This is a genomic window from Brachybacterium sp. Marseille-Q7125, from assembly GCF_023062615.1.
Taxonomy (GTDB): Bacteria; Actinomycetota; Actinomycetes; order Actinomycetales; family Dermabacteraceae; genus Brachybacterium.
Genome location: NZ_JALLAL010000015.1, coordinates 33,984 through 56,692, shown reverse-complemented (window position 1 = coordinate 56,692; position 22,709 = coordinate 33,984). Strand labels below are relative to the sequence as shown.

Genomic DNA, 22,709 nt, shown 5'->3' with positions numbered 1-22,709 from the left:
CCGCCGCCGCTGCAACGTCATCTTCGCGATGCTCCGCGACGGCACCTACTACCAGCCCCCGACCACCGCCCCTACTCCCGAGCCGACCGCCCTCGCGGCTTGACTCAGAACATAGGGACACCCCCCCACAGAACCGCCCCACTGAGTCGTCCGCAGATCCGTCTCGCAGAAAGCCGTATGACGCTGTATCCGAGTGGACAGTCCATTACAGCTGTGTCATGCTGCGGGCATGTTTGTCCTCTCCCTGTCCGGCGCCCGCGGCCATGGCCGTGCCGCGGCCGACCCGATCCCGCAGCTGCTCGAGGCCCTCGCCCCGCTGGATCTGACCCTGCCCGCCGAGCGCACCGCCGGGCCCGAGGCCCTCGCCGCGACCACGCGCGCCGAGGACGCCCTCGAAGTGATCCTGCGTAGCCTCGAGACGGGCTCCCTCGCGATCGGCCTCGGCGTCGGCCCGGTGGACGCCCCACTGCCGGACAGCGTGCGAATCCTCGCCGGGGGAGCGGTCGCCGCCGCCGCGGATGCCGCCCGCGCCGCCCGCACCACCAGCCAGGTGCCACTCGCCGTGCACGCCGCCGATGAGCGCCAGGCCACCACCGCCGCTGAGGTGCAGGCGGTGCTGCGCCTGATCGGTTGGATGATCCGCACCCGCAACCGCGGCCAGTGGCAGGCCGTCCGCGCCCTGCGCGAGACCCCCGAGGCGACACAGAGCCAGCTCGCCGAGCGTCTCGGCGTCACGCAGCAGACCATCTCCCGGGCCGTGAAGACCAGCGGCTGGCGAGAGGAGAGCGCCGCCCATCCGCTGGCCGTGCACCTGCTGAGCATGATCGACCTCACCTCCGCGCGCTGAGAGGCAGCCCAGCACCCAGCTTGCCCTGCTGCGAGCGCTATCCTTGCCCCGCCCCCGCACGACATACCGAGGAGACCCATGGCCACGACGAATGATCTGAAGAACGGGATGGTCCTGGTGCTGGACCAGCAGCTGTGGAGCGTGGTGGAGTTCCAGCACGTCAAGCCCGGCAAGGGCCCCGCCTTCGTGCGTACCAAGCTGAAGAACGTCATGTCCGGAAAGGGCGTGGACAAGACCTTCAACGCCGGCGTCAAGGTGGAGACCGCCACCGTCGACCGCCGCGACATGCAGTACTCCTACCTCGACGGCGACATGTTCGTCTTCATGGACACCACCACCTGGGAGCAGGTCAGCCTCACCCCCGAGATCGTCGGCGCGGCCAAGGACTTCATGCTCGAGGGCCAGGACGTCGTCGTCGCCTTCCACGAGGGCACCCCGCTGTTCATCGAGCTGCCCGCCTCTGTGGTGCTGGAGATCACCTTCACCGAGCCCGGCCTGCAGGGCGACCGCTCCACCGGCGGCTCCAAGCCCGCCACCCTCGAGACCGGCCGCGAGATCCAGGTGCCGCTGTTCATCGAGCAGGGCGAGAAGGTCAAGGTCGACACCCGCTCCGGCGAGTACATCGAGCGCGTGAAGTGACCGACCCCTCCACCTCGGGCTCCGCGGCGCGCGCCGACAAGGGCCCCGGCCTCCCCCTTCCCGCTCGGGAGGGGGAGGAAGTCGCCTTCGAGCGCACCATTCCCGCGCAGGCCCAGAAGCTCCACAGCCGCACCCGTGCCCGCATCCGAGCCGTGGACGTCCTGTTCGAAGCCGACGCCAAGGACCAGGACGTGCTCGAGGTGCTGCAGGCCCGGCGCGAACGCACCGCCGCTCAGACCCCACTGCCCTCGAGGGCGCAGGAGCTCGTGGAGCTGTACGCCCCGCATGCACAGGACATCGACGAGGACCTCGCCACCCACGCCCGCGACTGGCCGCTGCACCGCATGCCCGCCGTGGACCGTGCGATCCTGCGCCTGGGCGCCGCGGAAGCCCTGCACGCCACCGCCGATGCCAGTGAGCGCGGCGTGATCATCGGTGAATACACGAAGATCGCCGAGGTGCTCTCCACCGACGACTCCCCTCGCTTCGTCAACGGTCTGCTGCAGCGCCTTGCGGACCTGCACGGCCTGCTCGGCTGAGCCCCCGCTCGGGCGCTCACGCGGCGCATCTCACGCGGTCCGCCCTGCGGCCGCCAGCGCGGCCGCATGCGGCGCGCACTAGACTTCGAGCGGTGCGCCGGAGGCTCCCGGCGCGCATCCGAGCCCTTTAACTGCACGTCCTGTGAGGCGTGGAAGGGAGAGAACCGCATGACCGACCCCACCCCCGACACCTCGCGGGTGCTGGGCCCCGAGGAGATCCGTCGGGCCCTGACCCGCATCGCCCACGAAATCCTCGAGAGCGACCATGGCGCCGAGGATCTCGTGCTGCTGGGCATCCCGCATCGCGGAGTCCCGCTCGCCGAGCGCCTGGCCGCGCAGATCGCCCGCGCCGAAGGGATCGAGGATCCCACGCAGATCGCCGAGCTCCACGGCTCCCTGGACATCACCCTGTACCGGGATGACCTGCGCAAGAACCCCACCCGGGCCCCCGGGCCCACGCGGATCCCGCGCCGCGGCATCGACGGGCGCACCGTCGTGCTCGTCGATGACGTCCTCTACTCCGGCCGCACCGTCCGCGCCGCACTGGACGCGCTCGGAGCGATCGGCCGCCCGGCCGCCGTGCGCCTGGCCGTCCTGGTGGACCGTGGGCACCGCGAACTGCCGATCCGCGCCGACCACGTCGGCAAGAACCTGCCCACCTCCCGCAGCGAGCGCGTGCACGTGCAGCTGACGGAGAGCGATGGTCAGGATGCCGTGGACATCGTGCGCCCCTCGCGCGGGACGGAGCAGGCATGAGGCACTTCATCTCCATCGCCGATCTCAACCGCGAACAGGCCGTCGAACTGCTCGCCACCGCCGAGCACATGGCCGAGACGCAGTCCCGCTCCATCCGCAAGCTCCCCACCCTCGTGGGCAGCACCGTGGTGAACCTCTTCTTCGAAGACTCCACCCGCACCCGCATCAGCTTCGAGGCCGCCGCGAAGCGCCTGTCCGCGGACGTCATCAACTTCTCCGCCAAAGGCTCGTCCCTCTCCAAGGGCGAATCCCTCAAGGACACCGCGCTGACCCTGCAGGCCATGGGGGCCGACGCGGTCGTCGTGCGCTCGTCCTCCTCCGGCGCCGCGCACCTGCTGGCCCACGCCGGCTGGATCGACCAGCCCATCGTCAACGCCGGCGACGGCGCCCATGAGCACCCCACCCAGGCGATGCTCGACGCCTTCACCCTGCGCCGCCACCTACGCCCCGGCGACGTCCGCGGAGGCCTGGACGGCCTGCACGTGGTGATCGTCGGCGATGTCCTGCACTCCCGCGTGGCCCGCTCGAACGTGCTGCTGATGACCCTGCTGGGCGCCCGCGTCACCCTCGTCGCCCCGCCCGCGCTCGTGCCCGTCGGCGCCACCACCTGGCCCTGCGAGATCAGCTACGACCTCGATGACGCCCTCGCCAGCGGTCCTGACGCCGTGATGATGCTGCGCGTGCAGCGCGAACGCATGGTCGGCGGCGGCTACTTCCCGACCGCCGAAGAGTACTCCCGCCGCTACGGCCTGACCGCCGCCCGCGCCGACCGCCTGCCCGCCCACAGCATCGTCATGCACCCCGGGCCCATGAACCGCGGCTTCGAGATCGCCGGATCCGTGGCGGACTCCCCGCGCAGCGTGATCGTCGAACAGGTCGCCTCCGGCGTGTTCGTGCGCATGGCCGTCCTCTACCACCTGCTCGCCACCGACGTCCGGGAGACCGACCGATGACCACGACCACCCCGAACACCGCCCCGATCCCGACGCTTCTGATCCGCGGCGGCCGGCCCTACGGCGAGGACATCCAGGACCTGCTGCTGGCAGATGGCCGCATCACCGCGGTCGGCCCGGACCTCGAGGCCCCCGAGGATGCCGAGGTGATCGACGCCGAAGGCTGCATCATTCTGCCGGGCCTCGTGGACCTGCATACCCACCTGCGCGAACCCGGCGGGGAAGAGGCGGAGACCATCGAATCCGGCACCCGCGCCGCCGCCCGCGGCGGCTTCACCGCCGTGCACGCCATGGCCAACACCACCCCCGTCGCCGACACCGCCGGTGTGGTCGAGCAGGTGGCACGGCAGGGCGAGGCGGCCGGCTGGTGCGAGGTGCGGCCCGTCGGCGCCGTCACCGTGGGCCTGGCGGGGGAGCGCCTGGCCGAGCTCGACGCCATGGCCACCTCCCGCGCTCGCGTGCGCGTGTTCAGTGACGACGGGAGTTGCGTGCACGACCCCGTGCTGATGCGCCGCGCCCTCGAATATGTCAAGGCCTTCGACGGCGTCATCGCCCAGCACTCCCAGGACCCCCGCCTGACCGAGGGCTCCCAGATGCACGAGGGCCTGGTCTCCGCGGAGCTGGGCCTGGCCGGCTGGCCCGCCGTCGCCGAAGAGTCGATCATCGCCCGCGACGTGCTGCTGGCCCAGCACGTGGGCTCGCGGCTGCACGTGTGCCACCTCTCCACCGCCGGGAGCGTGGACATCGTCCGCTGGGCCAAGCAGCGCGGCATCGACGTGACCTGCGAGGTCACCCCGCACCACCTGCTGCTGACCGATGAACGGGTGCGCACCTTCGACGCCGTCAACAAGGTGAACCCTCCGCTGCGCACCGCCGCGGACGTCGAAGCGGTCCGCACCGGACTGGCCGACGGGACGATCGACATCGTCGCCACCGACCACGCCCCGCATCCGGCCGATGCCAAGGACCGTGAATGGGACCAGGCGGCGATGGGCATGACCGGGCTCGAGACCGCGCTCGCGATCGTGCAGCACACCATGGTCGACGAGAACCGCCTGAGCTGGCGAGACATCGCCCGGGTGCTCTCAGAGCAGCCCGCCCGCATCGGCCGCGATGAGGACCAGGGCCGTCCCCTGCAGGCCGGGGAGGCCGCGAACATCCTGGTGTGGGACCCGCGCCCCCGCCGCATGGTGGATGTGGCCGAGCATGCCTCCCGCAGCAGCAACTCACCGTTCGCGGGCCTTGAGCTGCCGGGGCTGAACCGGCTCACGGTCCTGAAGGGCCGACCCACCGTGCGTGACGGGGCGGTGGTCCAGCGGTGAGCGACCGCATCCTGCCGGTACTGCTGCTGGCCGCCCTGTTCGCCGGGGCCATGGCCCTGATGTACCTGGGGTGGCGCTCGCGCGGTCGCTCCCAGGCCGATGTTCCCGCCCCACCGCCGGACGCACCGCTCGAGCAGCTCGGCGAGACTCTCGCCGAGGGCCCCTTCGAGGCGGTCTACGTCTCCACCGTCCGCGCGGGTGACCCCCTGGACCGCATCGTCGCCCATGGCCTCGGCTCCCGCTCCCGCGCCCGCATCAGCGTGGGCAGTGCGGGCACCTGGCGGATAGACCGCGAGGGCGCCCGCTCCTTCACCCTGCCCGCTGACACGGTCACCGGCCTGTTCACCACCCCCGGCATCGCCGGCAAGGCCGTGGGCGGTGATGGCCTGCTGCTGATCCGCTGGCAGCTGAGCGAGGACGCCCCCGCCCTGGACACCGGCCTGCGCATGGACCGCCGCGCCGACCACGATCTCCTGCTGACCCGGAAGGAGCTGGCATGACACCTCCGGCCCCCCTGACCCCCTCCACCCCGCCGCGCCGGGTGCGCCCCGAACCGGCACTGCTGATCCTCGAGGACGGCACCATCCTGCACGGCTCCGCCTTCGGCGCCCGCGGCGCACGGCTGGGCGAAGTGGTGTTCTCCACCGGGATGACCGGCTACCAGGAGACCCTCTCCGACCCCTCCTACGCCGGTCAGATCGTCGTGCAGACCGCCCCGCACATCGGCAACACCGGCGCGAACGCCGCGGATATGGAGTCCTCCCGGGTGTGGGTGCGCGGCTACGCGGTGCGCGATGCCAGCCGTATCGCCTCGAGCTTCCGCGCCGAACAGACCCTGGATGACCTGCTGATCAGCAGCGAAGTGGTGGGCATCGCGGATATCGACACCCGCATGCTCACCCGGCGTCTGCGCGAGCACGGCGCCATGCGCGGCGGCATCTTCTCCGGCGCCGCCCTCGAGACCGACGAGAGCGAGCTGCTCGAGCAGGTGCGCTCCCAGCCCGCCATGGCCGGCGCGAACTTCCTCGAGGAGGTGACGATCGCCCAGCCCATCCTGCTGCAGCCCGAGCAGGAGCCGGTCGCGACAGTCGCCGCCGTGGACCTCGGCATCAAGGGCGCGACCCCGCGCCAGATGCTCGAGCGGGGCCTGGCCGTCCACCTGCTGCCGGCCACCACCACCCTCGAGGACCTGCTGGCCCTGGACGTGGATGCCGTGTTCTTCTCCAACGGGCCCGGTGACCCCGCCGCCGCCACCGCCCAGATCGACCTGCTGCGCGGCGTGCTCGATGCCGGCCTGCCGTTCTTCGGCATCTGTTTCGGCAACCAGCTTCTGGGCCGCGCCCTGGGCCTTGGCACCTACAAGCTGCGATTCGGCCACCGGGGCATCAACCAGCCCGTCAAGGACCTGCAGACCGGCCAGGTGTCCATTACCGCCCAGAACCACGGCTTCGCCGTCGACCTGCCGATCGAGGGCATCCACACCGCCCCGCACGACGACGGACGCTACGGCCGCGTCCAGGTCAGCCACATGTGCCTCAACGACGACGTCGTGGAGGGCCTGCGCTGCCTGGACATCCCGGCGTTCTCCGTCCAGTACCACCCCGAGGCGGCTAGCGGCCCGCATGACGCCGTAGACCTGTTCGATCGCTTCACCGAGCTCGCCGTCGCCCATCGGGCCGGCCGCAAGGAGTCCTGATGCCCCGCCGCCCTGATCTCCACTCCGTCCTGGTCATCGGCTCCGGCCCGATCGTCATCGGCCAGGCCGCCGAGTTCGACTATTCCGGCACCCAGGCCTGCCGGGTGCTGCGCGAGGAGGGACTGCGGGTCATCCTCGTCAACTCCAACCCGGCGACGATCATGACAGACCCGGACATCGCCGATGCCACCTACATCGAGCCGATCGACCCGGCGATCATCCGCTCGATCATCGCCAAGGAGCGACCCGACGCGATCCTGCCGACCCTCGGCGGGCAGACCGCGCTGAACGCCGCGATCGCCCTCGCCGAGGACGGCACCCTCGAGGAGTTCGGCGTCGAGATGATCGGCGCGAGCCTCGACGCGATCCAGAAGGCCGAGGACCGCCAGAAGTTCAAGGAGGTCGTCGAGCGGGTGGGCGGCGAGTCCGCGCGCTCCCGGATCTGCCACACGATGGACGAGCTGCTCGCAGCCGCCGACGAGCTCGGCTACCCGATGGTGGTGCGCCCGAGCTTCACCATGGGCGGCCTCGGCTCCGGTATGGCCTACGACGAAGCGGACCTGCGCCGCATCGGCGGGGACGGCCTGCACTACTCGCCCACCTCCGAAGTCCTGCTCGAGGAGTCGATCCTGGGGTGGAAGGAGTTCGAGCTCGAGCTGATGCGCGACGGCGCGGACAACTGCGTGGTGATCTGCTCGATCGAGAACGTCGACCCCGTCGGCGTGCACACCGGCGACTCCGTGACCGTCGCCCCCGCCCTGACGCTCACCGACGTGGAGCTGCAGCACCTGCGGGACCTCGGCATCGCGATCATCCGCGAGGTCGGCGTGGACACCGGCGGCTGCAACGTCCAGTTCGCCACCCACCCCGAGACCGGCCGCGTCGTCGTCATCGAGATGAACCCGCGCGTCTCCCGCTCCTCGGCGCTCGCCTCGAAGGCCACCGGCTTCCCGATCGCGAAGATCGCCGCGCGCGTGGCCATCGGCTACACCCTCGATGAGATCCGCAACGACATCACCGGGACCACTCCGGCGAGCTTCGAGCCGGCGCTCGACTACGTGGTGGTGAAGGTTCCGCGCTTCGCCTTCGAGAAGTTCCCTGCCGCCGACCCGACGCTGACCACCACCATGAAGTCGGTGGGGGAGGCGATGGCGCTGGGCCGGAACTTCACCGAGGCTCTCGGCAAGGCGCAGCGTTCCGTGGATGTGAAGGGTGCCCAGCTGGACTACCGCGGTGAGCCGCCCACCGCGCAGGAGATCACCGCCCTGCTCGATGGGGTGCGCACCCCCACCGCGGAGCGGCTGCGGGAGATCGCCCGCATCCTGTGGGCCGCCGCTGAAGGCGTCGTGGATGCCGCGGAGACCGTGCAGGCCCTCGTGGAGGCCACCGCGATCGACCCCTGGTTCCTGGACCAGATGCTGCTGGTCGCCGAGATCGCCGCGGAGATCCGCCGCAGCGAGGTGCTCGATGCGCAGCTGCTGCGCCTGGCCAAGCGTCACGGTCTGTCCGATGAGCAGATCGGGGCGCTCAGCGGCCGCAGCGCCGAGGTGGTCAAGGGCGTGCGGCAGGCACTCGGCATCACGCCCGTGTTCAAGACCGTGGACACCTGCGCCGGGGAGTTCGCCTCCCGCACCCCGTACCACTACTCCAGCTACGACCAGGAGACCGAGATCCAGCCGCGGGAGAGGCCCGCGATCCTCATCCTCGGCTCCGGCCCCAACCGCATCGGCCAGGGCATCGAGTTCGACTACTCGTGCGTCCACGCGGCGCTCGCGCTCGGGGACCCGGAGCTGCCCGGCGGCGGCTACGAAACCGTCATGGTCAACTGCAACCCTGAGACCGTCTCCACCGACTACGACATCGCCGGCCGGCTCTACTTCGAACCGCTCACGGTCGAGGACGTGATCGGGGTGTACGAGGCGGAGAAGGCCGCCGGACCCGTGGCCGGGGTGATCGTCCAGCTGGGTGGGCAGACCCCGCTGTCGCTCGCCCGCCGTCTGGAGGCCGAGGGACTGCCGATCATCGGCACCAGCCCCGCCGCGATCGACAACGCCGAGGACCGCGGCCACTTCGGGGCGGTCCTCGCGCAGGCCGAGCTGCCCGCACCGCCGTACGGGACCGCCTGGGCGCTCAGCGATGCGATCGAGGTCGCCGCCCGCGTGGGCTACCCCGTCCTCGTGCGCCCCAGCTACGTGCTGGGCGGGCGCGGCATGGAGATCGTCTTCGACCAGGACGGCCTGGTGGACTACGTCTCGCGGAATCTGCCCGACGGCGGGCGCGCCGAGGCTCCGATCCTCATCGACTCCTTCCTCGATACGGCGATCGAGATCGACGTGGACGCCCTGTACGACGGCACCGAGCTGTACCTCGCCGGCGTCATGGAGCACATCGAGGAGGCCGGCATCCACTCCGGTGACTCCGCCTGCACCCTGCCGCCGATCACCCTGTCCGCGGCGATGATCGAGCGGATCCGTACCTCCACCCGCGCGATCGCCGAGGGCGTGGGGGTGCGCGGCCTGCTGAACGTCCAGTTCGCCCTCTCCCAGGGCACCCTGTACGTCCTCGAGGCGAACCCCCGCGCCTCCCGCACCGTGCCGTTCGTCGCCAAGGCCACCGGAGTGGCGCTCGCCCGAGCCGCCGCGCTGCTCATGGCCGGCACCTCGATCGCTGATCTGCGGCGCGGCGGGGTGCTGCCCGCTGAAGGCGACGGCACCACCTGCCCGGACGATGCCCCGATCGCCGTGAAGGAAGCGGTGCTGCCCTTCAAACGCTTCCGCACCCGCGAGGGACGGGCCGTGGACTCCATCCTGGGGCCCGAGATGCGTTCGACCGGCGAGGTGATGGGACTGGACTCCACCTTCCCGCTCGCGTTCGCGAAGTCCCAGCTGGCGATCTCGGGGCAGGGCCTGCCCACCTCTGGCCGGGCCTTCGTGTCCGTGTCCGACCGCGACAAGCGCTCCCTGCCCCTGCCGGTGGCGCGTCTGGCCGCCCTGGGCTTCGAGATCCTCACCACCGCCGGAACCGGCAAGGTGCTGCAGCGCTACGGCATCCCGGCCCGCGTGCTGCGCAAGGCCTCCGAGGCCGGGGATGCGCCGAGCGTCATCGACCTCATCGAATCCGGTGAGGTGGATCTGGTGCTGAACACGCCCTCGGGCTCCAACGCTCGGGTGGACGGCTACGCCATCCGCGCGGCCGCCACCAGCATGGACGTGCCGATGATCACGACGCTGCAGGAGTTCCAGGCGGCGGTCCAGGCGATCGAGGCGAGGCCCGTGGAGCCCTTCGAGGTGCGCAGCCTGCAGGACCTCACCGTCCAGCTGACCGCCGCCCGGGAACCGCACAGCGCGGCGGGAGCGGGCCGATGAGCACTGTGCCCCAGACCTTCGGAACGCGGCTGCAGGCCGCTGTCGCCGCCCAGGGCCCGATCATCGCCGGCATCGACCCGCATGCGAGCCTGCTGGCCGATTGGGGGCTGAGCGATGATGCTGCGGGGCTGCGGGAATTCTCCCGCCGCACCCTCCTGGCCGTGCACGGCGAGGTCGCCGCCGTGAAGCCGCAGTCCGCCTTCTTCGAACGGCACGGCTCCGCCGGCGTCGCGGTGCTCGAGGAGCTGCTGGCCGCCGCCCGGGAGCTCGGGATCCTCACGATCCTCGACGTCAAGCGCGGGGACATCGGCTCCACCATGGGCGCCTACGCGCGAACGCACCTGCGCCCCGGCGCCCCGCTGGAGGCCGATGCGATCACCGTCAGCCCCTTCCTCGGCACAGGATCGCTGGACCCCGCCGTGGATCTCGCGCTCGAGCACGGCAAGGGTCTGTTCGTCCTGGCCCTCACCTCCAACCCCGATGGACCGCAGGTCCAGCACGCCAGAGCAGACGACGGCACGCCGGTGGCGTGTCATATCGCGCGATATGCGCAGGAACGCGGCGGTGGGGGAGAGGACCGCTGGTCCAGCATCGGTCTGGTGGTCGGCGCGACCGTCGGCGACGCCTATCAGCGCCTGGGACTGGACCGCGCGGCCCCCTCAGCTCCGCTGCTCGCACCGGGCTTCGGAGCGCAGGGCGCGGGGCCTCTCGAAAGGACCGCTGTCTTCGGTGACAGTGCAGGTCACGTGCTGGTTTCGCTGTCTCGTGGGCTGCTCGCGGCGGGCCCCGAGGCCGAGCTGCTGCAGCGCCGTGCTGCCGAGCTGCGTGCCGCCTACGCCTGAGGCGCGCCACCGGTCCGCTCGCCGCGTGCCGGTGGCCGTTCTCCGGAGCCCAAGACCGTCGCCCAGGCCGCCCCGGCGGGTGCTGATTCGCATCGGACCTGGCAAAAGATGTGTCGAACGTGCACGGCGTCACCCTTATGGGGTTACGCTCTACCCACTACCGAGGTCCTCCCGGATCTCGCCGTCATCAGCAAGAGAACAAGAGGTAAGAACCGTGGCTCTCCCTCCCCTCACCCCCGAACAGCGCGCTGAGGCCCTCAAGAAGGCCGCCGAGGCCCGTCGCGAGCGTGCGGCCATCAAGGCCCGTCTGAAGGACAGCGCCGGCCGCCGCGGCGAGGAGATCAAGAAGGTCCTCGCCGAGGCGGAGACCAACGAGATCGTCGGCCGTCTGCGCGTGTCCGCGCTGCTGGAGGCCCTGCCCGGCGTGGGCAAGGTCAAGGCCCAGCAGATCATGGAGGAGATCGGCATCTCCCCGTCCCGCAAGATACGCGGCCTCGGCTCCCACCAGGCGGAGAAGCTGGTCGCCCACTTCTCCGAGTGACCTCTTCGCATCCCGGGGTCGGCGCAGCAGCGGCGCCGACCCCGGTCACCGTTCTGGCGGGCCCCACCGCCGTCGGCAAGGGGACCGTCTCCGCCGCCATTCGCGAGCGCTACCCGCAGATCTGGCTGTCGGTCTCGTGCACCACCCGCGCTCCGCGCCCGGGCGAGGTGGACGGCGTGCACTACCACTTCATCCCCGAGCCGCGCTTCCGCGAGCTCGCGGACAGCGGGCAGATGCTCGAATGGGCCGTGGTCCATGGCCGCAACACGTACGGCACGCCGCGCGGCCCGGTCGAGGCGGCCGTCGCCCAGGGGCGTCCCGTGCTGCTGGAGATCGATCTGGCCGGTGCCCGGCAGATCCGCGAGACCATGCCGGATGCGCGGTTCGTGTTCCTCGCCCCGCCGGACTGGGACACCCTCGTCCAGCGCCTCGTGGGCCGCGGCACCGAAGACGCCGAGGAGCGTGAGCGGCGGCTGGAGACCGCGCGTGTGGAGCTCGCCGCCGAAGGCGAGTTCGACGTCACCATCGTCAACGACGAGGTGGACCGTGCCGCCGACGAGCTCGCGACCCTGATGGGCGTGCGAGACATCACCTGACCCGTCGGTCGCGCCCCTCGCCTCACGCGCACGGGGCGCGTATGCTGGATCGTTGCACGCCTCAACTCAGGAAGGGACATCCGTGGCCGGAACTGTCGCGCAGCCCGAGGGCATCACCAACCCCCCGATCGACCGTCTGCTGGAGACCGTCGATTCGAAGTACGCCCTGGTGCTCTACGCCTCCCAGCGCGCCCGCCAGATCAACTCCTACTACTCCCAGCTCTCCGAGGGGTTGCTGGAGTTCGTCGGCCCCCTGGTGGACGTGAAGAACCAGGAGAAGCCCCTGTCCATCGCCCTGCGCGAGATCGATGAGGGCCTGCTGACCGTCCGCGAGGTGGACGAGGAGGAGCTGGCCGCTCAGAACGAGCCGGACCCCGACGCGCCCGCCCCGCTGCTGCTGGGCGATGACGCCCCCGAGGCTCCGCCCGCAGACTTCACTCTCTGATCCCCGCTGATCCCGTCCCGCCGGAGGAGCCGATGAGCCCCGCGCCCCGCACCCTCGAAGGTGCCCGCGTCCTGGTGGGCGTCGGCGGTGGGATCGCCGCCTACAAGACCGCGCACCTGGTGCGCGGTCTTGTCGCATCCGGCGCCGAGGTGCACGTCGTGCCCACCGCGAGCTCGCTCGAGTTCGTGGGCCGCGCCACCTGGGAGGCTCTCAGCCACCATCGCGTGCTCACGAGCGTATTCCAGGACGTCGACGAGGTCGCCCATGTGCGCTACGGCCAGGAGGCGGACCTCGTGGTCATCGCCCCGGCGACCGCGGACCTGCTGGCCCGCCTGCGTGCGGGGCGGGCCGATGACATGCTCACCGCCTCCGTGCTGGTGGCCCGCTGCCCCGTCGTCGTGGCGCCTGCGATGCACACCGAGATGTGGGAGCACCCCGCCACGGTCGAGAACGTGCGGGTGCTGCGCGAACGCGGCATCACCGTCCTCGAGCCCGCCGTGGGGCGCCTGACCGGACCGGACTCGGGCCCCGGCCGCCTGCCCGAACCCGCCGCGATCCTCGAGGCCGCGCGCGCAGCGATCGCCGCGCCTCGCAATGAGCGCGGGGGAGCGCTCCGGGACCTCGCCGGTCACGAGATCCTCATCACCGCCGGTGGCACCCGCGAAGAGCTCGACCCCGTCCGGTTCCTCGCCAACCACTCCTCCGGCAAACAGGGCTGGGCCCTCGCGCACGCCGCTCTGGTCCGCGGCGCCCGCGTCCGCCTCATCGCCGCGAACGTGCAGCTGGACACCCCGCCCGGGGTCGAGCGCGAGGACGTGGTCTCCGCCGCGGACCTCGCCGCGAGCGTGGCCACGCACCGCACGGAGATCGACGCGCTGATCATGGCCGCCGCCGTCGCGGACTTCACCGCCGCAGGACGCGCAGAGCAGAAGATCAAGAAGGACGAATCCGCCCCGGAGGCCGTGCCCACCCTCCAGCTGACCCGCACCGAGGATGTGCTGCGCGCCAGCGTGCTCGCCCGCGGTGAGGAGCAGCGGCCGCTCATCGTCGGCTTCGCCGCGGAGACCGGCGGGCAGGACGCCAACGCCCGCGAGCTCGCCCAGGCCAAGGCCCGTCGCAAGGGCGCGGACCTGCTGGTGTTCAACGACCTCACGCGCGGGGTGTTCGGCGCAGAGGACAACGCCGTGGAGATCCTCGACGCCCAGGGGGATGAGGTCACCGCGTGCGAAGGCAGCAAGATCCTGGTGGCCCATGCGGTGATCGATGAGCTCGCCCGTCGGCTCCCGGACGTACCCTGTACCCCATGACCACCAGCGAACTGCGCACCTTCACGTCCGAATCGGTCACCGAAGGGCACCCCGACAAGATCTGCGACCAGATCTCCGATGCGATCCTCGATGACCTCCTGGCGCAGGACACCGGAGCGCGGGTGGCGGTGGAGACCCTCGTGACCACGGGGCTGGTGCATGTGGCCGGGGAGGTGCGCACCAGCGGGTACAGCGACGTCGCGACGATCGTGCGCGATGTGATCCGCGAGATCGGCTACGACTCCTCCGAGAAGGGCTTCGACGCGGACTCCTGCGGCGTCCAGGTCTCCATCGGCGCGCAGTCCCCGGACATCGCCCAGGGCGTGGACACCTCCTTCGAGGCCCGCGGCCGCAGCGATGCGGAGGTCTTCGCCCGCCTCGGCGCCGGGGATCAGGGCCTCATGTTCGGCTACGCCTGCAGGGACACCCCCGAGCTGATGCCGCTGCCCATCCATGCTGCGCACCGTCTTACCCAGAACCTCTCGACCGCCCGCCGCGACGGCGTCCTGCCCTACCTGCGTCCTGACGGCAAGACGCAGGTCTCCATCGGCTACGACGAGGACGGCGTGGCCCGCAGTGTCGAGGCGGTCGTGGTCTCCACCCAGCACCGCGAGGACGTGGACCTCGACAGCCAGCTCGCCCCCGCCATCTCGAAGGTGGTCATCGCCCCGGTGCTCGAGGAACTCGCGGGCCTGGGACTGAACACCGATGACGTCGTCACCCACATCAACCCCTCAGGCCGCTTCGTGCTCGGCGGTCCCAAGGGCGATGCGGGCCTGACCGGACGCAAAATCATCGTCGACACCTACGGCGGCATGGCTCGCCACGGCGGTGGCGCCTTCTCCGGCAAGGATCCCTCCAAGGTGGACCGCTCCGGCGCCTACGCCATGCGCTGGGTGGCCAAGAACATCGTCGCCGCCGGACTCGCCGACCGCTGCGAGGTCCAGGTCGCCTATGCGATCGGCGTGGCCGAGCCGGTGGGCCTGTACGTCGAGACCTTCGGCACCGGGAAGGTGCCCGCCCACCAGATCGCAGCCGCGGTGCGGAAGGTCTTCGACCTGCGGCCCGCCGCACTCATCGACGCCCTGGACCTGCTGCGCCCCATCTATGCGCTGACCAGCGTGCACGGCCACTTCGGCCGGGAGCTGCCCGAATTCACCTGGGAGCGCACCGACCGCGCCGAGGAGCTGGAGCGCGCCCTGTGAGCACCCCCCGGCCTCACGGGCCGGGCCGCAGCAGCCTGGACCCCGAGCTCGCCGCCCGCCTCAAGCACGATGCGGACGGACTGCTGACCGCCGTGATCCAGGACGCCACCGACCAGCGGGTCCTCATGGTGGGCTGGATGGACGACGAAGCTCTGTATCGGACCCTGACGACGGGCCGCGTCACCTTCTGGTCTCGCTCACGCCAGGAGCACTGGCGCAAGGGCGACACCTCCGGGCACGTGCAGTGGGTGCGCTCGGTGGCGCTGGACTGCGACGGCGACACTCTCCTGGTCCAGGTGGACCAGGTGGGTGCGGCCTGCCACCGCGGCACCCCCACGTGCTTCGAGGACGGCGACCTCGAGGCCACCGCCCTGGACCCTTCGGAGCGCATCGCATGACCACTCCCGCACAGTCCGACTCCCCGCGCCTCCGCGAGGCCTACCCCGAGCTGGTCACCGGCCGTGACGGTGAAGCTCTCGGCGTGGTCACTCCGGATCGTGAGACCTTCCGCGCCCTCGCCGCCTCGCAGCGCGTCGTCCCCGTGAGCATGCGCCTGCTGGCCGATGAGGACACCCCGATCTCCCTCTACCGGCGCCTGACCGCCGCCGGCGGCACAGAGGGCACCTTCCTGCTCGAATCCGCCGGAGAGGGCGAAGCCTCCCGCTACTCGATCATCGGCGCGCCTGCGCGCGCTATCCTCACCTCCCGCGACGGTGAGGCCTGCTGGCTGGGCGATGCCCCCGCCGGTGTGCCCACCTCCGGCAGCCCCGTCGACGCTCTCGCCGCGGTCGCCGACGCCTTCCGGGCAGCGCGCCAGGACCACCTGCCGCCCTTCACCGGCGGGCTCGTCGGCTACATCGCCTACGACGCGGTGCGGCACTGGGAGAAGCTGCCGGACGCCCCGCCCGATGAGATCGGCCTGCCGGACCTCTCGCTGCTGCTGGCCCAGGACGTTCTCATCCACGATGCTCACGACGCGACCGTCGTGCTCGTCGCGAACGCCCTGAATCTGAATGCGACCGATGAGGGCGTGGATGCCGCCTACGACGACGCTCTGGCGCGCCTGGAGGCGCTGCGCGCCACGCTCACCGGCCCGCGGGAGGGCGCCGCGATGGCCTATGACACGGTCAGCGAGGTCTCCCCGAAGAGCCGCTCCAGCCAGCTGGAGTACGAGCGCGCAGTCGCCGAGGCCGTGCGCGACATCGTCGACGGTGAGATCTTCCAGGTGGTGCCCTCACAGCGCTTCTCCCTGCCCACGGCGGCGGATCCGCTGGACATCTACCGGGTGCTGCGCCGCATGAACCCCAGCCCCTACATGTATCTGCTGCGCACCCGGGATGCCGACGGCACAGCTATCGACGTGGTCGGCGCGAGCCCCGAAGCGCTCGTGACCGTCCGCGGCCGCAGTGCCACCACTCACCCCATCGCCGGATCCCGCCCCCGCGGCGCCACCCCGGACGAGGACGAGCAGCTCGCGACCGAGCTCCTGGCCGACCCCAAGGAGCGCAGCGAGCACCTCATGCTCGTGGACCTTGCCCGCAACGACCTGCAGAAGTTCTGCGAGCCCGGCACTGTTGTGGTGCGCGACTTCATGCATATCGAGCGCTACAGCCACATCCAGCACATCGTCTCCACCGTCACCGGCCACCTGACCGAGGACGCCACCGCGTATGACGCGCTGCGCGCAACCTTCCCGGCCGGCACCCTCTCCGGAGCCCCGAAACCCTCGGCGATGCGGATCATCGACCGTCTCGAACCGGTGCGCCGCGGCATCTACGGCGGCACCGTCGGGTACATCGATTTTGCCGGGGATATGGACATGGCGATCGCTATCCGCACCGCGGTGATCAAGGACGGCACCGCGCATGTGCAGGCCGGCGGGGGAGTGGTCGCCGACTCCGACCCCACCATGGAGCACCGCGAGAGCCAGTCCAAAGCTGCTGCAGCGCTGCGCGCCGTGGCCTCCGCCGACACCCTGCGCCCGGCATGACCCGCTCCCCGCATCCCACTCCCGAGCAGCCGCCTGCACCGTCCGTTTCCGCCGGATCCCCGGCGCCGACCGCGCGATACGGGGAGGGGGCGGCTGCGACGCCGCATGCCACCCGCCTGCCCTCGCGGCGCCTGACCGTGCTCGCCTCCGCGCTGCTCGCCGGGGCGCTGGCCGGCACCACCCGCCCCACCTGGTTTCTCGCGAGCGGCCCGGACCTCGCCGGCACGGTGCAGCAGGTCCCGGTCTCCGGCACGGAGGCCGCGCCCGCCGTGCTCGCTCTCGCCCTGGCCGGCCTCGCCGCGGCGCTCGCGACGTCCCTGTCCTCCCGCTGGCTGCGCTTGCTCACCGGTCCCGTGCTCATCCTCACGGGCCTCGGCTCCGCTGTCGCCGCGATCAGCGCCCTGCGCAGCCCGCTGCAGGCCGTCCGCGGAGCCCTCGCCCAGGCCACCGGGGTGCTCGGGGCTGACGCCACCGCCGCAGCCACCGCCTGGCCGTGGATCTGCCTCATCCCGGCGCTCGCGCTCGCGGGCATGGGCGTGCTCGTGCTTGTGGCCGGATCCCGTTGGCCCGTCGGCTCCCGGTACCGCGCCGCGACCACCGCCCCCGCTGCGGCGGACCCCGCGACAGATCCCGCGGCCGCCTGGGATGCCCTCACCCGCGGAGAGGACCCCAGCGCGGACGACCCCGATGACGACACCGACGGGCCTGGACCCACAGCGCGCTGACCGGCGCGTCATGGCACAATAGGCCCGACCGGGCCCCCGACTGGAGAAGGACCATGCCGAAGAGCTACGCCGTGCCGCCCCCGCCCCACCACAACGAGGGCAAGACTGCCGCGGGCTGGACCATGAACATCGGGATCGTCCTGGGTGCCGTGGTGATCGCCGTCGGCATGGTCGGCGGCGACATGGCCGGTGGCACGGACCTCAGCTTCCTGCTGTGGGTGGGTGCCGGACTGATCGCGCTGTCCATCATCGTCGGCATCATCATGTCCCGGGCCGGTATGGGCCAGCCCAAGGAGTACGGCAAGCCCGCCGTCGCCCCGGCAGCTGCTCGGACCGAAGCCGCGCACAAGTGACCCTCACGGCGCGGACGGAGCACGGCGCGCCCGTGACCTCGCCCGCGCCGCGGCGAGGCATCCACCGGGCCCTTTTGCCCCTGGGCATCGTCGGCGGGGCAGTCGCCCTCGCCCTCGGAGTGCAGGCGGTATTCAACCCCTTCACGACGCATGTGCCCCTGTGTCTGATCAACCACCTCACGGGCATCGAATGCCCCGGCTGCGGAGCGATCCGCGCCGTCCACGCGGTGCTGGCGGGGGACCTGCTCATGGCGCTGCGCTCCAATGCACTGACCACTCTTGCCCTGCCGCTCGTCGCTGCCGGGTTCGTGCTGTGGACCATCCGTCGTGTCCAGGGCCGCCCCCTGGATCTGCTGCCCTCGCGCACCACCCTGCTCGTGCTGCTGGGCGTCGTCCTGCTCTTCACCATCGCGCGGAACCTCCCGGCCTTCTGGTTCCTCGCCCCGGTCTCGTACGTCGGCGGCTGACCACCGCCAGGACGCGCCGCAGCCCGCAGCGCCGTCCGCTCGATCCGCCCGCCCCAGGAGGACCGCGTGAGAACCACCGGAACCGTGCTCGACGACATCATCGCCGGAGTGCGCGAGGACCTCGCCGCCCGCCGCGCCACGATCGACGAGCCCCAGATCATCCGCCTCGCCCAGGAGGCCGCCCCCGCCCTGGACGCCCGCGCCCACCTCGCCGGGGATGGCAGCACCATGGGACTGATCGCCGAGGTCAAGCGCTCGAGCCCCTCCAAGGGCGCCCTCGCGGAGATCCCCGAGCCCGCCCAGCTGGCCGCCACCTACGCCGATGCCGGCGCGAGCGCCATCAGCGTCCTGACCGAGCAGCGGCGCTTCCGCGGCACCCTCGCCGACCTCGACGCCGTGCGCTCGCGCGTTGACGTGCCTGTGCTGCGCAAGGACTTCGTCGTCGAGCCCTACCAGGTGCATGAGGCCCGCGCCCACGGCGCCGACCTCGTGCTGCTGATCGTCGCGGCCCTCGAAGATCCGCTGCTGCGCGAGCTGTTCGCCCTCACCCGGGAGCTGGGGATGCATGCCCTGGTGGAGACCCACACCGAGGAGGAGCTCGAACGGGCTCTCGCCCTCGATCCCGCGATCGTGGGCGTGAACGCCCGCAACCTCAAGGACCTCACGGTGGACCTGGACCGCGCAGCGGGACTGCTGGCCCGCATCCCCGCCGGTCCCCTCGCGATCGGCGAATCCGCCGTCGCGGACATCACCGACGTTCAGTCCTACGCCGCGGCCGGCGCTGACGCCGTCCTGGTGGGCGAAGCCCTCGTGACCTCCGGTGACCCCGCCGCCGCGGTCCGTGCTTTCCGCACCGTCCCCCGCCGCGGCCGCGCCTCGCAGGAAGGAGCCCGCGCATGAGCGCGCCCACACCGGGCCCTACTTCGGTGACTTCGGCGGACGCTTCCTGCCCGAGGCACTCGTGCCGGCCCTCGATGAGCTCACCGAGGTGTACGAGAAGGCCGTGGTGGACCCCGAGTTCACCGCCCAGCTGCGCACCCTGGCCCGCGAGTACACCGGCCGTCCCTCCCTGCTCACCGACGTCCCGCGTTTCTCCCGCCTGGCCGGCGGCGCCCGCGTGCTGCTCAAGCGCGAGGACCTCAACCACACCGGCTCCCACAAGATCAACAATGTCCTGGGCCAGGCCCTGCTCACTCAGCGCATGGGCAAGACCCGCCTGATCGCTGAGACCGGGGCCGGCCAGCACGGTGTCGCGACCGCGACCGCCGCCGCTCTGCTGGGCCTGGACTGCACCGTGTACATGGGCGAGGAGGACACCCAGCGGCAGGCCCTCAACGTGGCGCGCATGCGCCTGCTGGGTGCCGAGGTGGTGCCTGTGACGCAGGGCTCGCGCACCCTCAAGGACGCCATCAACGAGGCGTTCCGCGACTGGGTTGCGAACGTCGAGACCACCCACTACCTGCTGGGCACCGTCGCCGGACCGCATCCGTTCCCGCAGATGGTCCGCGACTTCCACCGCATCATCGGCGAAGAGGCTCGCGCCCAGACCCTCGAGCGCACCGGCCGCCTGCCGGATGCCGTGGTGGCGTGCGTGGGCGGGGGCTCCAACGCGATGGGCATCTTCCACGCCTTCCTCGATGACGCCGAGGTGCGGCTGCTGGGCTGCGAGGCCGGGGGAGACGGCATCGCCAGCGGCCGCCACAGCGCCACCATCACCGGCGGATCCCCCGGCGTGCTGCACGGCGCTCGCAGCTTCGTCATGCAGGACCAGGACGGACAGACCATCGAATCCCATTCCGTCTCCGCGGGCCTGGACTACCCCAGCGTCGGCCCCGAGCATGCGTGGCTGGCCGACACCGGCCGCGCCGAGTACCGGGCGATCGACGACGGCCCCGCCATGGACGCCTTCGCGCTGCTGTCCATGACCGAGGGCATCATGCCCGCGATCGAGTCCGCGCACGCCCTGGCCGGGGCTCTCGAGCTCGGCCGCGAGCTCGGGGAGGACGCCATCATCCTCGTGAGCCTCTCCGGGCGCGGCGACAAGGACGTGGACACCGCCTCACGCTGGTTCGGCCTCGTCGGCGATGACCCCGCCCGCGGTGACCTCGCCGCCCTGCGGGAGGCCGCCCGCACCACCGGCACCCCGACCCCCGAGGAGACGCGATGAGCCCCGCCAGCGCCGCCGAGACCGCCCGCCTGCGCACCGGAGAGGTGCTCGAGCGCGCTCGCGGCGAGAACCGCGCCGCCCTGATCGCCTACCTGCCCGTCGGCTACCCGGACCTCGAGGGGTCGATCGACGCCGCGAAGACCCTCATCGACCACGGCGCCGACATGATCGAGCTGGGCCTTCCCTACTCCGATCCCGTCATGGACGGTCCCGTCATCCAGGAAGCCGCCGCGGCAGCGCTCGCGGGCGGCACCCGCACCGGCCAGGTCCTGCAGGCCGTCAAGGCCCTCGCCGGACGCGGCGCCGCGATCGCCGTCATGAGCTACTGGAACCCCGTGCTCGCCTATGGCCCTCAGGCCTTCGCCCGCGACCTCGCCGCCGCCGGCGGTGCGGGCGTCATCACCCCGGATCTCATCCCCGATGAGGCGGGGGAGTGGATCGCCGCGAGCGAACAGCACCAGGTGGACCGCATCTTCCTGGTCGCCCCCAGCTCACCGCGCGATCGCCTCGTGCACGTCGTCTCCCACACCACCGGCTTCGTCTACGCCGCCAGCACGATGGGCGTAACCGGCACCCGCGCGAGCGTCTCCGCGGCCACCGAGGGCCTTGTCGCCCGCACCCGCGAGGCCGGAGCCCGCAACGTCTGCGTGGGTCTCGGTGTCTCGAACGGTGAGCAGGCCGCGCAGGTCGGCGCCTACGCTGACGGAGTGATCGTCGGCTCCGCCTTCGTGCGCACCCTGCTGGAGCACGCTCACGATCCCGCCGGAGCCCGCAGCGCCCTCGCCGCGGTCGCGCAGGATCTGCGTTCCGGCGTCGAGCGCGCCCGCGCCTGAGCGGACACGGCAGCGATGACCCCCCTGATGGCACCGGCGAAGCAAGGAGCGCGCGCATGATCCCCAGTCCTTCGATCTCCGCGCTCTCCCTCGGACCGCTCACGATCCACTTCTATGCCCTGTGCATCCTCACCGGCATCGGGGTGGCCCTGTGGTGGGCCACAAAACGCTGGGAGCGCCGCGGCGGCGACGGTGACACGATGTTCGACATCGTCTTCGCCGCTGTGATCGCCGGGATCATCGGGGCCCGCATCTGGCATGTCCTGACCAGCCCCGCCCCGTTCTTCGGACCCGACGGCGACCCGCTGTCCGCCCTGTACATCTGGCAGGGAGGCCTCGCGATCTACGGCGCCGTCGCCGGTGGTGCCCTCGCGGTGTGGATCATGGCGCGCATCAAGGGCGTGTCCTTCACCGCGCTTGCGGACACCATCGCCCCCACCCTGCTGATCGCCCAGGTGATCGGCCGCTTCGGCAACTGGTTCAACCAAGAGCTGTACGGCCCGCCCTTGGATGCCTGGTGGGCCTGGGACGTCACGTGCGTAACCAACGGCGTGACCATCGGCGGCTGCACCCCGGGCACCTACCATCCCACCTTCCTGTACGAGCAGCTGTGGAACCTCGCGGCCCTCGCTGTGCTGTTGCTTCTGGAGCGCCGCTTCCGCCTGGGCGGCGGCCGTGTGTTCTGGCTGTACGTGGCGCTGTATTCGACCGGCCGCGCGGGGATCGACGCGATCCGTTCCGAGCCCGTGCTCATGGTCGGACCGCTGCGCATCCACACGCTGGTCGCGATCGTCATGGCCCTCGTGGGCGTCGCGATCGTGGTGGCGCTGACCCGGCGCGGCGCACGCCGTGGGGGAGAGGTCCGCGCGGCCGACGGCTCCTTCACGCTGCCCGCCCACACCGCGGGCAACGGCCCCGACGACGAGGTCGAGAAGTCCGGGACCCCGCCCACAGACCCTGCGCCGCCCACCTCCGACACCTGAGGTCCGCTGAGCCCGCGGAGAGCTCACCACCTGATGGGCCAACCGCCTGCTGGGACCACTGCGCCGTGCCGTCCCGTGGGTCCCGGTGAGATACCCGTCTCGGTGTGAAACACTAGGGGGCAGCACACGCGATGTCGC

24 protein-coding genes are annotated in these 22,709 nt (G+C 71.4%); all 24 read left to right on the top strand.

The features are described 5' to 3' along the window. The first annotated feature begins 229 nt into the window (after positions 1–229). The 24 genes from MU407_RS05770 (at position 230) to lgt (ending at position 22,571) form a co-directional block, all read left to right on the top strand. On the top strand, positions 230–847 hold the full coding sequence (locus MU407_RS05770; RefSeq protein ID WP_102235895.1) for a helix-turn-helix domain-containing protein: 618 nt from the start codon (positions 230–232) through the stop codon (positions 845–847). Positions 848–925: 78 nt separating this feature from the next. Then, complete coding sequence (efp, locus tag MU407_RS05765) at positions 926–1,486, top strand: elongation factor P (RefSeq protein ID WP_102235896.1); 561 nt, start codon at positions 926–928, stop codon at positions 1,484–1,486. After that, complete coding sequence (nusB, locus tag MU407_RS05760; RefSeq protein ID WP_102235897.1) at positions 1,483–2,025, top strand: transcription antitermination factor NusB; 543 nt, start codon at positions 1,483–1,485, stop codon at positions 2,023–2,025. Before efp ends, nusB begins: the two co-directional genes overlap by 4 nt. A gap of 168 nt (positions 2,026–2,193) precedes the next feature. Further along, positions 2,194–2,781 carry a bifunctional pyr operon transcriptional regulator/uracil phosphoribosyltransferase PyrR gene (gene pyrR / locus MU407_RS05755; protein WP_246956061.1) on the top strand — a complete coding sequence of 196 codons (588 nt, stop codon included), beginning with the start codon at positions 2,194–2,196 and terminating at the stop codon, positions 2,779–2,781. Further along, positions 2,778–3,734: an aspartate carbamoyltransferase catalytic subunit gene (locus MU407_RS05750; protein ID WP_102235899.1), complete on the top strand. Its 957-nt coding sequence runs from the start codon at positions 2,778–2,780 to the stop codon at positions 3,732–3,734. Before pyrR ends, MU407_RS05750 begins: the two co-directional genes overlap by 4 nt. After that, positions 3,731–5,056 (top strand): dihydroorotase, encoded by a 1,326-nt coding sequence (locus tag MU407_RS05745; protein WP_246956059.1) that lies wholly within the window; start codon positions 3,731–3,733, stop codon positions 5,054–5,056. The genes MU407_RS05750 and MU407_RS05745 overlap by 4 nt, the downstream gene beginning before the upstream one ends. Next, positions 5,053–5,556, top strand: coding sequence for a hypothetical protein (locus tag MU407_RS05740; RefSeq protein WP_246956057.1), 504 nt, complete (start codon positions 5,053–5,055; stop codon positions 5,554–5,556). Before MU407_RS05745 ends, MU407_RS05740 begins: the two co-directional genes overlap by 4 nt. Next, positions 5,553–6,752, top strand: a complete 1,200-nt coding sequence (carA, locus tag MU407_RS05735) for a glutamine-hydrolyzing carbamoyl-phosphate synthase small subunit (RefSeq protein ID WP_246956056.1) — start codon at positions 5,553–5,555, stop codon at positions 6,750–6,752. Before MU407_RS05740 ends, carA begins: the two co-directional genes overlap by 4 nt. Continuing rightward, positions 6,752–10,117: a carbamoyl-phosphate synthase large subunit gene (carB, locus tag MU407_RS05730; protein WP_246956054.1), complete on the top strand. Its 3,366-nt coding sequence runs from the start codon at positions 6,752–6,754 to the stop codon at positions 10,115–10,117. Before carA ends, carB begins: the two co-directional genes overlap by 1 nt. Beyond that, entirely contained in the window at positions 10,114–10,959 is an 846-nt protein-coding gene (pyrF, locus tag MU407_RS05725; RefSeq protein WP_102235904.1) for an orotidine-5'-phosphate decarboxylase, read from the top strand. The genes carB and pyrF overlap by 4 nt, the downstream gene beginning before the upstream one ends. A 214-nt stretch (positions 10,960–11,173) precedes the next feature. Continuing rightward, positions 11,174–11,500, top strand: a complete 327-nt coding sequence (gene mihF / locus MU407_RS05720; RefSeq protein ID WP_102235905.1) for an integration host factor, actinobacterial type — start codon at positions 11,174–11,176, stop codon at positions 11,498–11,500. Continuing rightward, on the top strand, positions 11,497–12,096 hold the full coding sequence (gene gmk / locus MU407_RS05715) for a guanylate kinase (RefSeq protein ID WP_102235906.1): 600 nt from the start codon (positions 11,497–11,499) through the stop codon (positions 12,094–12,096). Before mihF ends, gmk begins: the two co-directional genes overlap by 4 nt. An 82-nt stretch (positions 12,097–12,178) precedes the next feature. Then, entirely contained in the window at positions 12,179–12,541 is a 363-nt protein-coding gene (gene rpoZ, locus MU407_RS05710; protein WP_246956052.1) for a DNA-directed RNA polymerase subunit omega, read from the top strand. A gap of 32 nt (positions 12,542–12,573) precedes the next feature. Beyond that, positions 12,574–13,848 carry a bifunctional phosphopantothenoylcysteine decarboxylase/phosphopantothenate--cysteine ligase CoaBC gene (gene coaBC / locus MU407_RS05705; protein WP_102235908.1) on the top strand — a complete coding sequence of 425 codons (1,275 nt, stop codon included), beginning with the start codon at positions 12,574–12,576 and terminating at the stop codon, positions 13,846–13,848. Continuing rightward, the gene (gene metK / locus MU407_RS05700; RefSeq protein WP_246956050.1) at positions 13,845–15,053 is read left to right on the top strand and encodes a methionine adenosyltransferase; all 1,209 of its coding nucleotides are present in this window, start codon (positions 13,845–13,847) and stop codon (positions 15,051–15,053) included. Before coaBC ends, metK begins: the two co-directional genes overlap by 4 nt. Then, a complete protein-coding gene (gene hisI, locus MU407_RS05695; RefSeq protein ID WP_102235910.1) occupies positions 15,050–15,451 on the top strand; it encodes a phosphoribosyl-AMP cyclohydrolase in 402 nt (133 codons plus the stop codon). The genes metK and hisI overlap by 4 nt, the downstream gene beginning before the upstream one ends. Further along, positions 15,448–17,043, top strand: coding sequence for an anthranilate synthase component I (locus MU407_RS05690; RefSeq protein WP_102235911.1), 1,596 nt, complete (start codon positions 15,448–15,450; stop codon positions 17,041–17,043). Before hisI ends, MU407_RS05690 begins: the two co-directional genes overlap by 4 nt. Next, complete coding sequence (locus tag MU407_RS05685) at positions 17,040–17,768, top strand: Trp biosynthesis-associated membrane protein (RefSeq protein ID WP_246956048.1); 729 nt, start codon at positions 17,040–17,042, stop codon at positions 17,766–17,768. Before MU407_RS05690 ends, MU407_RS05685 begins: the two co-directional genes overlap by 4 nt. A gap of 53 nt (positions 17,769–17,821) precedes the next feature. Next, on the top strand, positions 17,822–18,121 hold the full coding sequence (locus MU407_RS05680; RefSeq protein WP_102235913.1) for an HGxxPAAW family protein: 300 nt from the start codon (positions 17,822–17,824) through the stop codon (positions 18,119–18,121). A 32-nt stretch (positions 18,122–18,153) separates the two neighbouring features. Then, on the top strand, positions 18,154–18,588 hold the full coding sequence (locus tag MU407_RS05675; RefSeq protein ID WP_233190678.1) for a DUF2752 domain-containing protein: 435 nt from the start codon (positions 18,154–18,156) through the stop codon (positions 18,586–18,588). Between the two features lie 66 nt (positions 18,589–18,654). Next, positions 18,655–19,488 (top strand): indole-3-glycerol phosphate synthase TrpC, encoded by an 834-nt coding sequence (trpC, locus tag MU407_RS05670; RefSeq protein ID WP_102235915.1) that lies wholly within the window; start codon positions 18,655–18,657, stop codon positions 19,486–19,488. 46 nt (positions 19,489–19,534) lie between these two features. Further along, the gene (gene trpB, locus MU407_RS05665) at positions 19,535–20,755 is read left to right on the top strand and encodes a tryptophan synthase subunit beta (RefSeq protein WP_246956063.1); all 1,221 of its coding nucleotides are present in this window, start codon (positions 19,535–19,537) and stop codon (positions 20,753–20,755) included. After that, positions 20,752–21,588, top strand: coding sequence for a tryptophan synthase subunit alpha (gene trpA / locus MU407_RS05660; RefSeq protein WP_102235917.1), 837 nt, complete (start codon positions 20,752–20,754; stop codon positions 21,586–21,588). Before trpB ends, trpA begins: the two co-directional genes overlap by 4 nt. 56 nt (positions 21,589–21,644) lie before the next feature. Then, entirely contained in the window at positions 21,645–22,571 is a 927-nt protein-coding gene (lgt, locus tag MU407_RS05655; protein ID WP_102235918.1) for a prolipoprotein diacylglyceryl transferase, read from the top strand. The last annotated feature ends 138 nt before the right edge of the window (positions 22,572–22,709 follow it).

Excerpts from the sequence above, each read along its gene's own strand:
- MU407_RS05770 (WP_102235895.1), top strand. The coding sequence starts at position 230 with ATGTTTGTCCTCTCCCTGTCCGGCGCCCGCGGCCATGGCCGTGCCGCG.
- efp (WP_102235896.1), top strand. The coding sequence starts at position 926 with ATGGCCACGACGAATGATCTGAAGAACGGGATGGTCCTGGTGCTGGAC.
- pyrR (WP_246956061.1), top strand. The coding sequence starts at position 2,194 with ATGACCGACCCCACCCCCGACACCTCGCGGGTGCTGGGCCCCGAGGAG.
- MU407_RS05750 (WP_102235899.1), top strand. The coding sequence starts at position 2,778 with ATGAGGCACTTCATCTCCATCGCCGATCTCAACCGCGAACAGGCCGTC.
- MU407_RS05745 (WP_246956059.1), top strand. The coding sequence starts at position 3,731 with ATGACCACGACCACCCCGAACACCGCCCCGATCCCGACGCTTCTGATC.
- carA (WP_246956056.1), top strand. The coding sequence starts at position 5,553 with ATGACACCTCCGGCCCCCCTGACCCCCTCCACCCCGCCGCGCCGGGTG.
- carB (WP_246956054.1), top strand. The coding sequence starts at position 6,752 with ATGCCCCGCCGCCCTGATCTCCACTCCGTCCTGGTCATCGGCTCCGGC.
- pyrF (WP_102235904.1), top strand. The coding sequence starts at position 10,114 with ATGAGCACTGTGCCCCAGACCTTCGGAACGCGGCTGCAGGCCGCTGTC.
- coaBC (WP_102235908.1), top strand. The coding sequence starts at position 12,574 with ATGAGCCCCGCGCCCCGCACCCTCGAAGGTGCCCGCGTCCTGGTGGGC.
- metK (WP_246956050.1), top strand. The coding sequence starts at position 13,845 with ATGACCACCAGCGAACTGCGCACCTTCACGTCCGAATCGGTCACCGAA.
- MU407_RS05690 (WP_102235911.1), top strand. The coding sequence starts at position 15,448 with ATGACCACTCCCGCACAGTCCGACTCCCCGCGCCTCCGCGAGGCCTAC.
- MU407_RS05685 (WP_246956048.1), top strand. The coding sequence starts at position 17,040 with ATGACCCGCTCCCCGCATCCCACTCCCGAGCAGCCGCCTGCACCGTCC.
- MU407_RS05680 (WP_102235913.1), top strand. The coding sequence starts at position 17,822 with ATGCCGAAGAGCTACGCCGTGCCGCCCCCGCCCCACCACAACGAGGGC.
- trpA (WP_102235917.1), top strand. The coding sequence starts at position 20,752 with ATGAGCCCCGCCAGCGCCGCCGAGACCGCCCGCCTGCGCACCGGAGAG.
- lgt (WP_102235918.1), top strand. The coding sequence starts at position 21,645 with ATGATCCCCAGTCCTTCGATCTCCGCGCTCTCCCTCGGACCGCTCACG.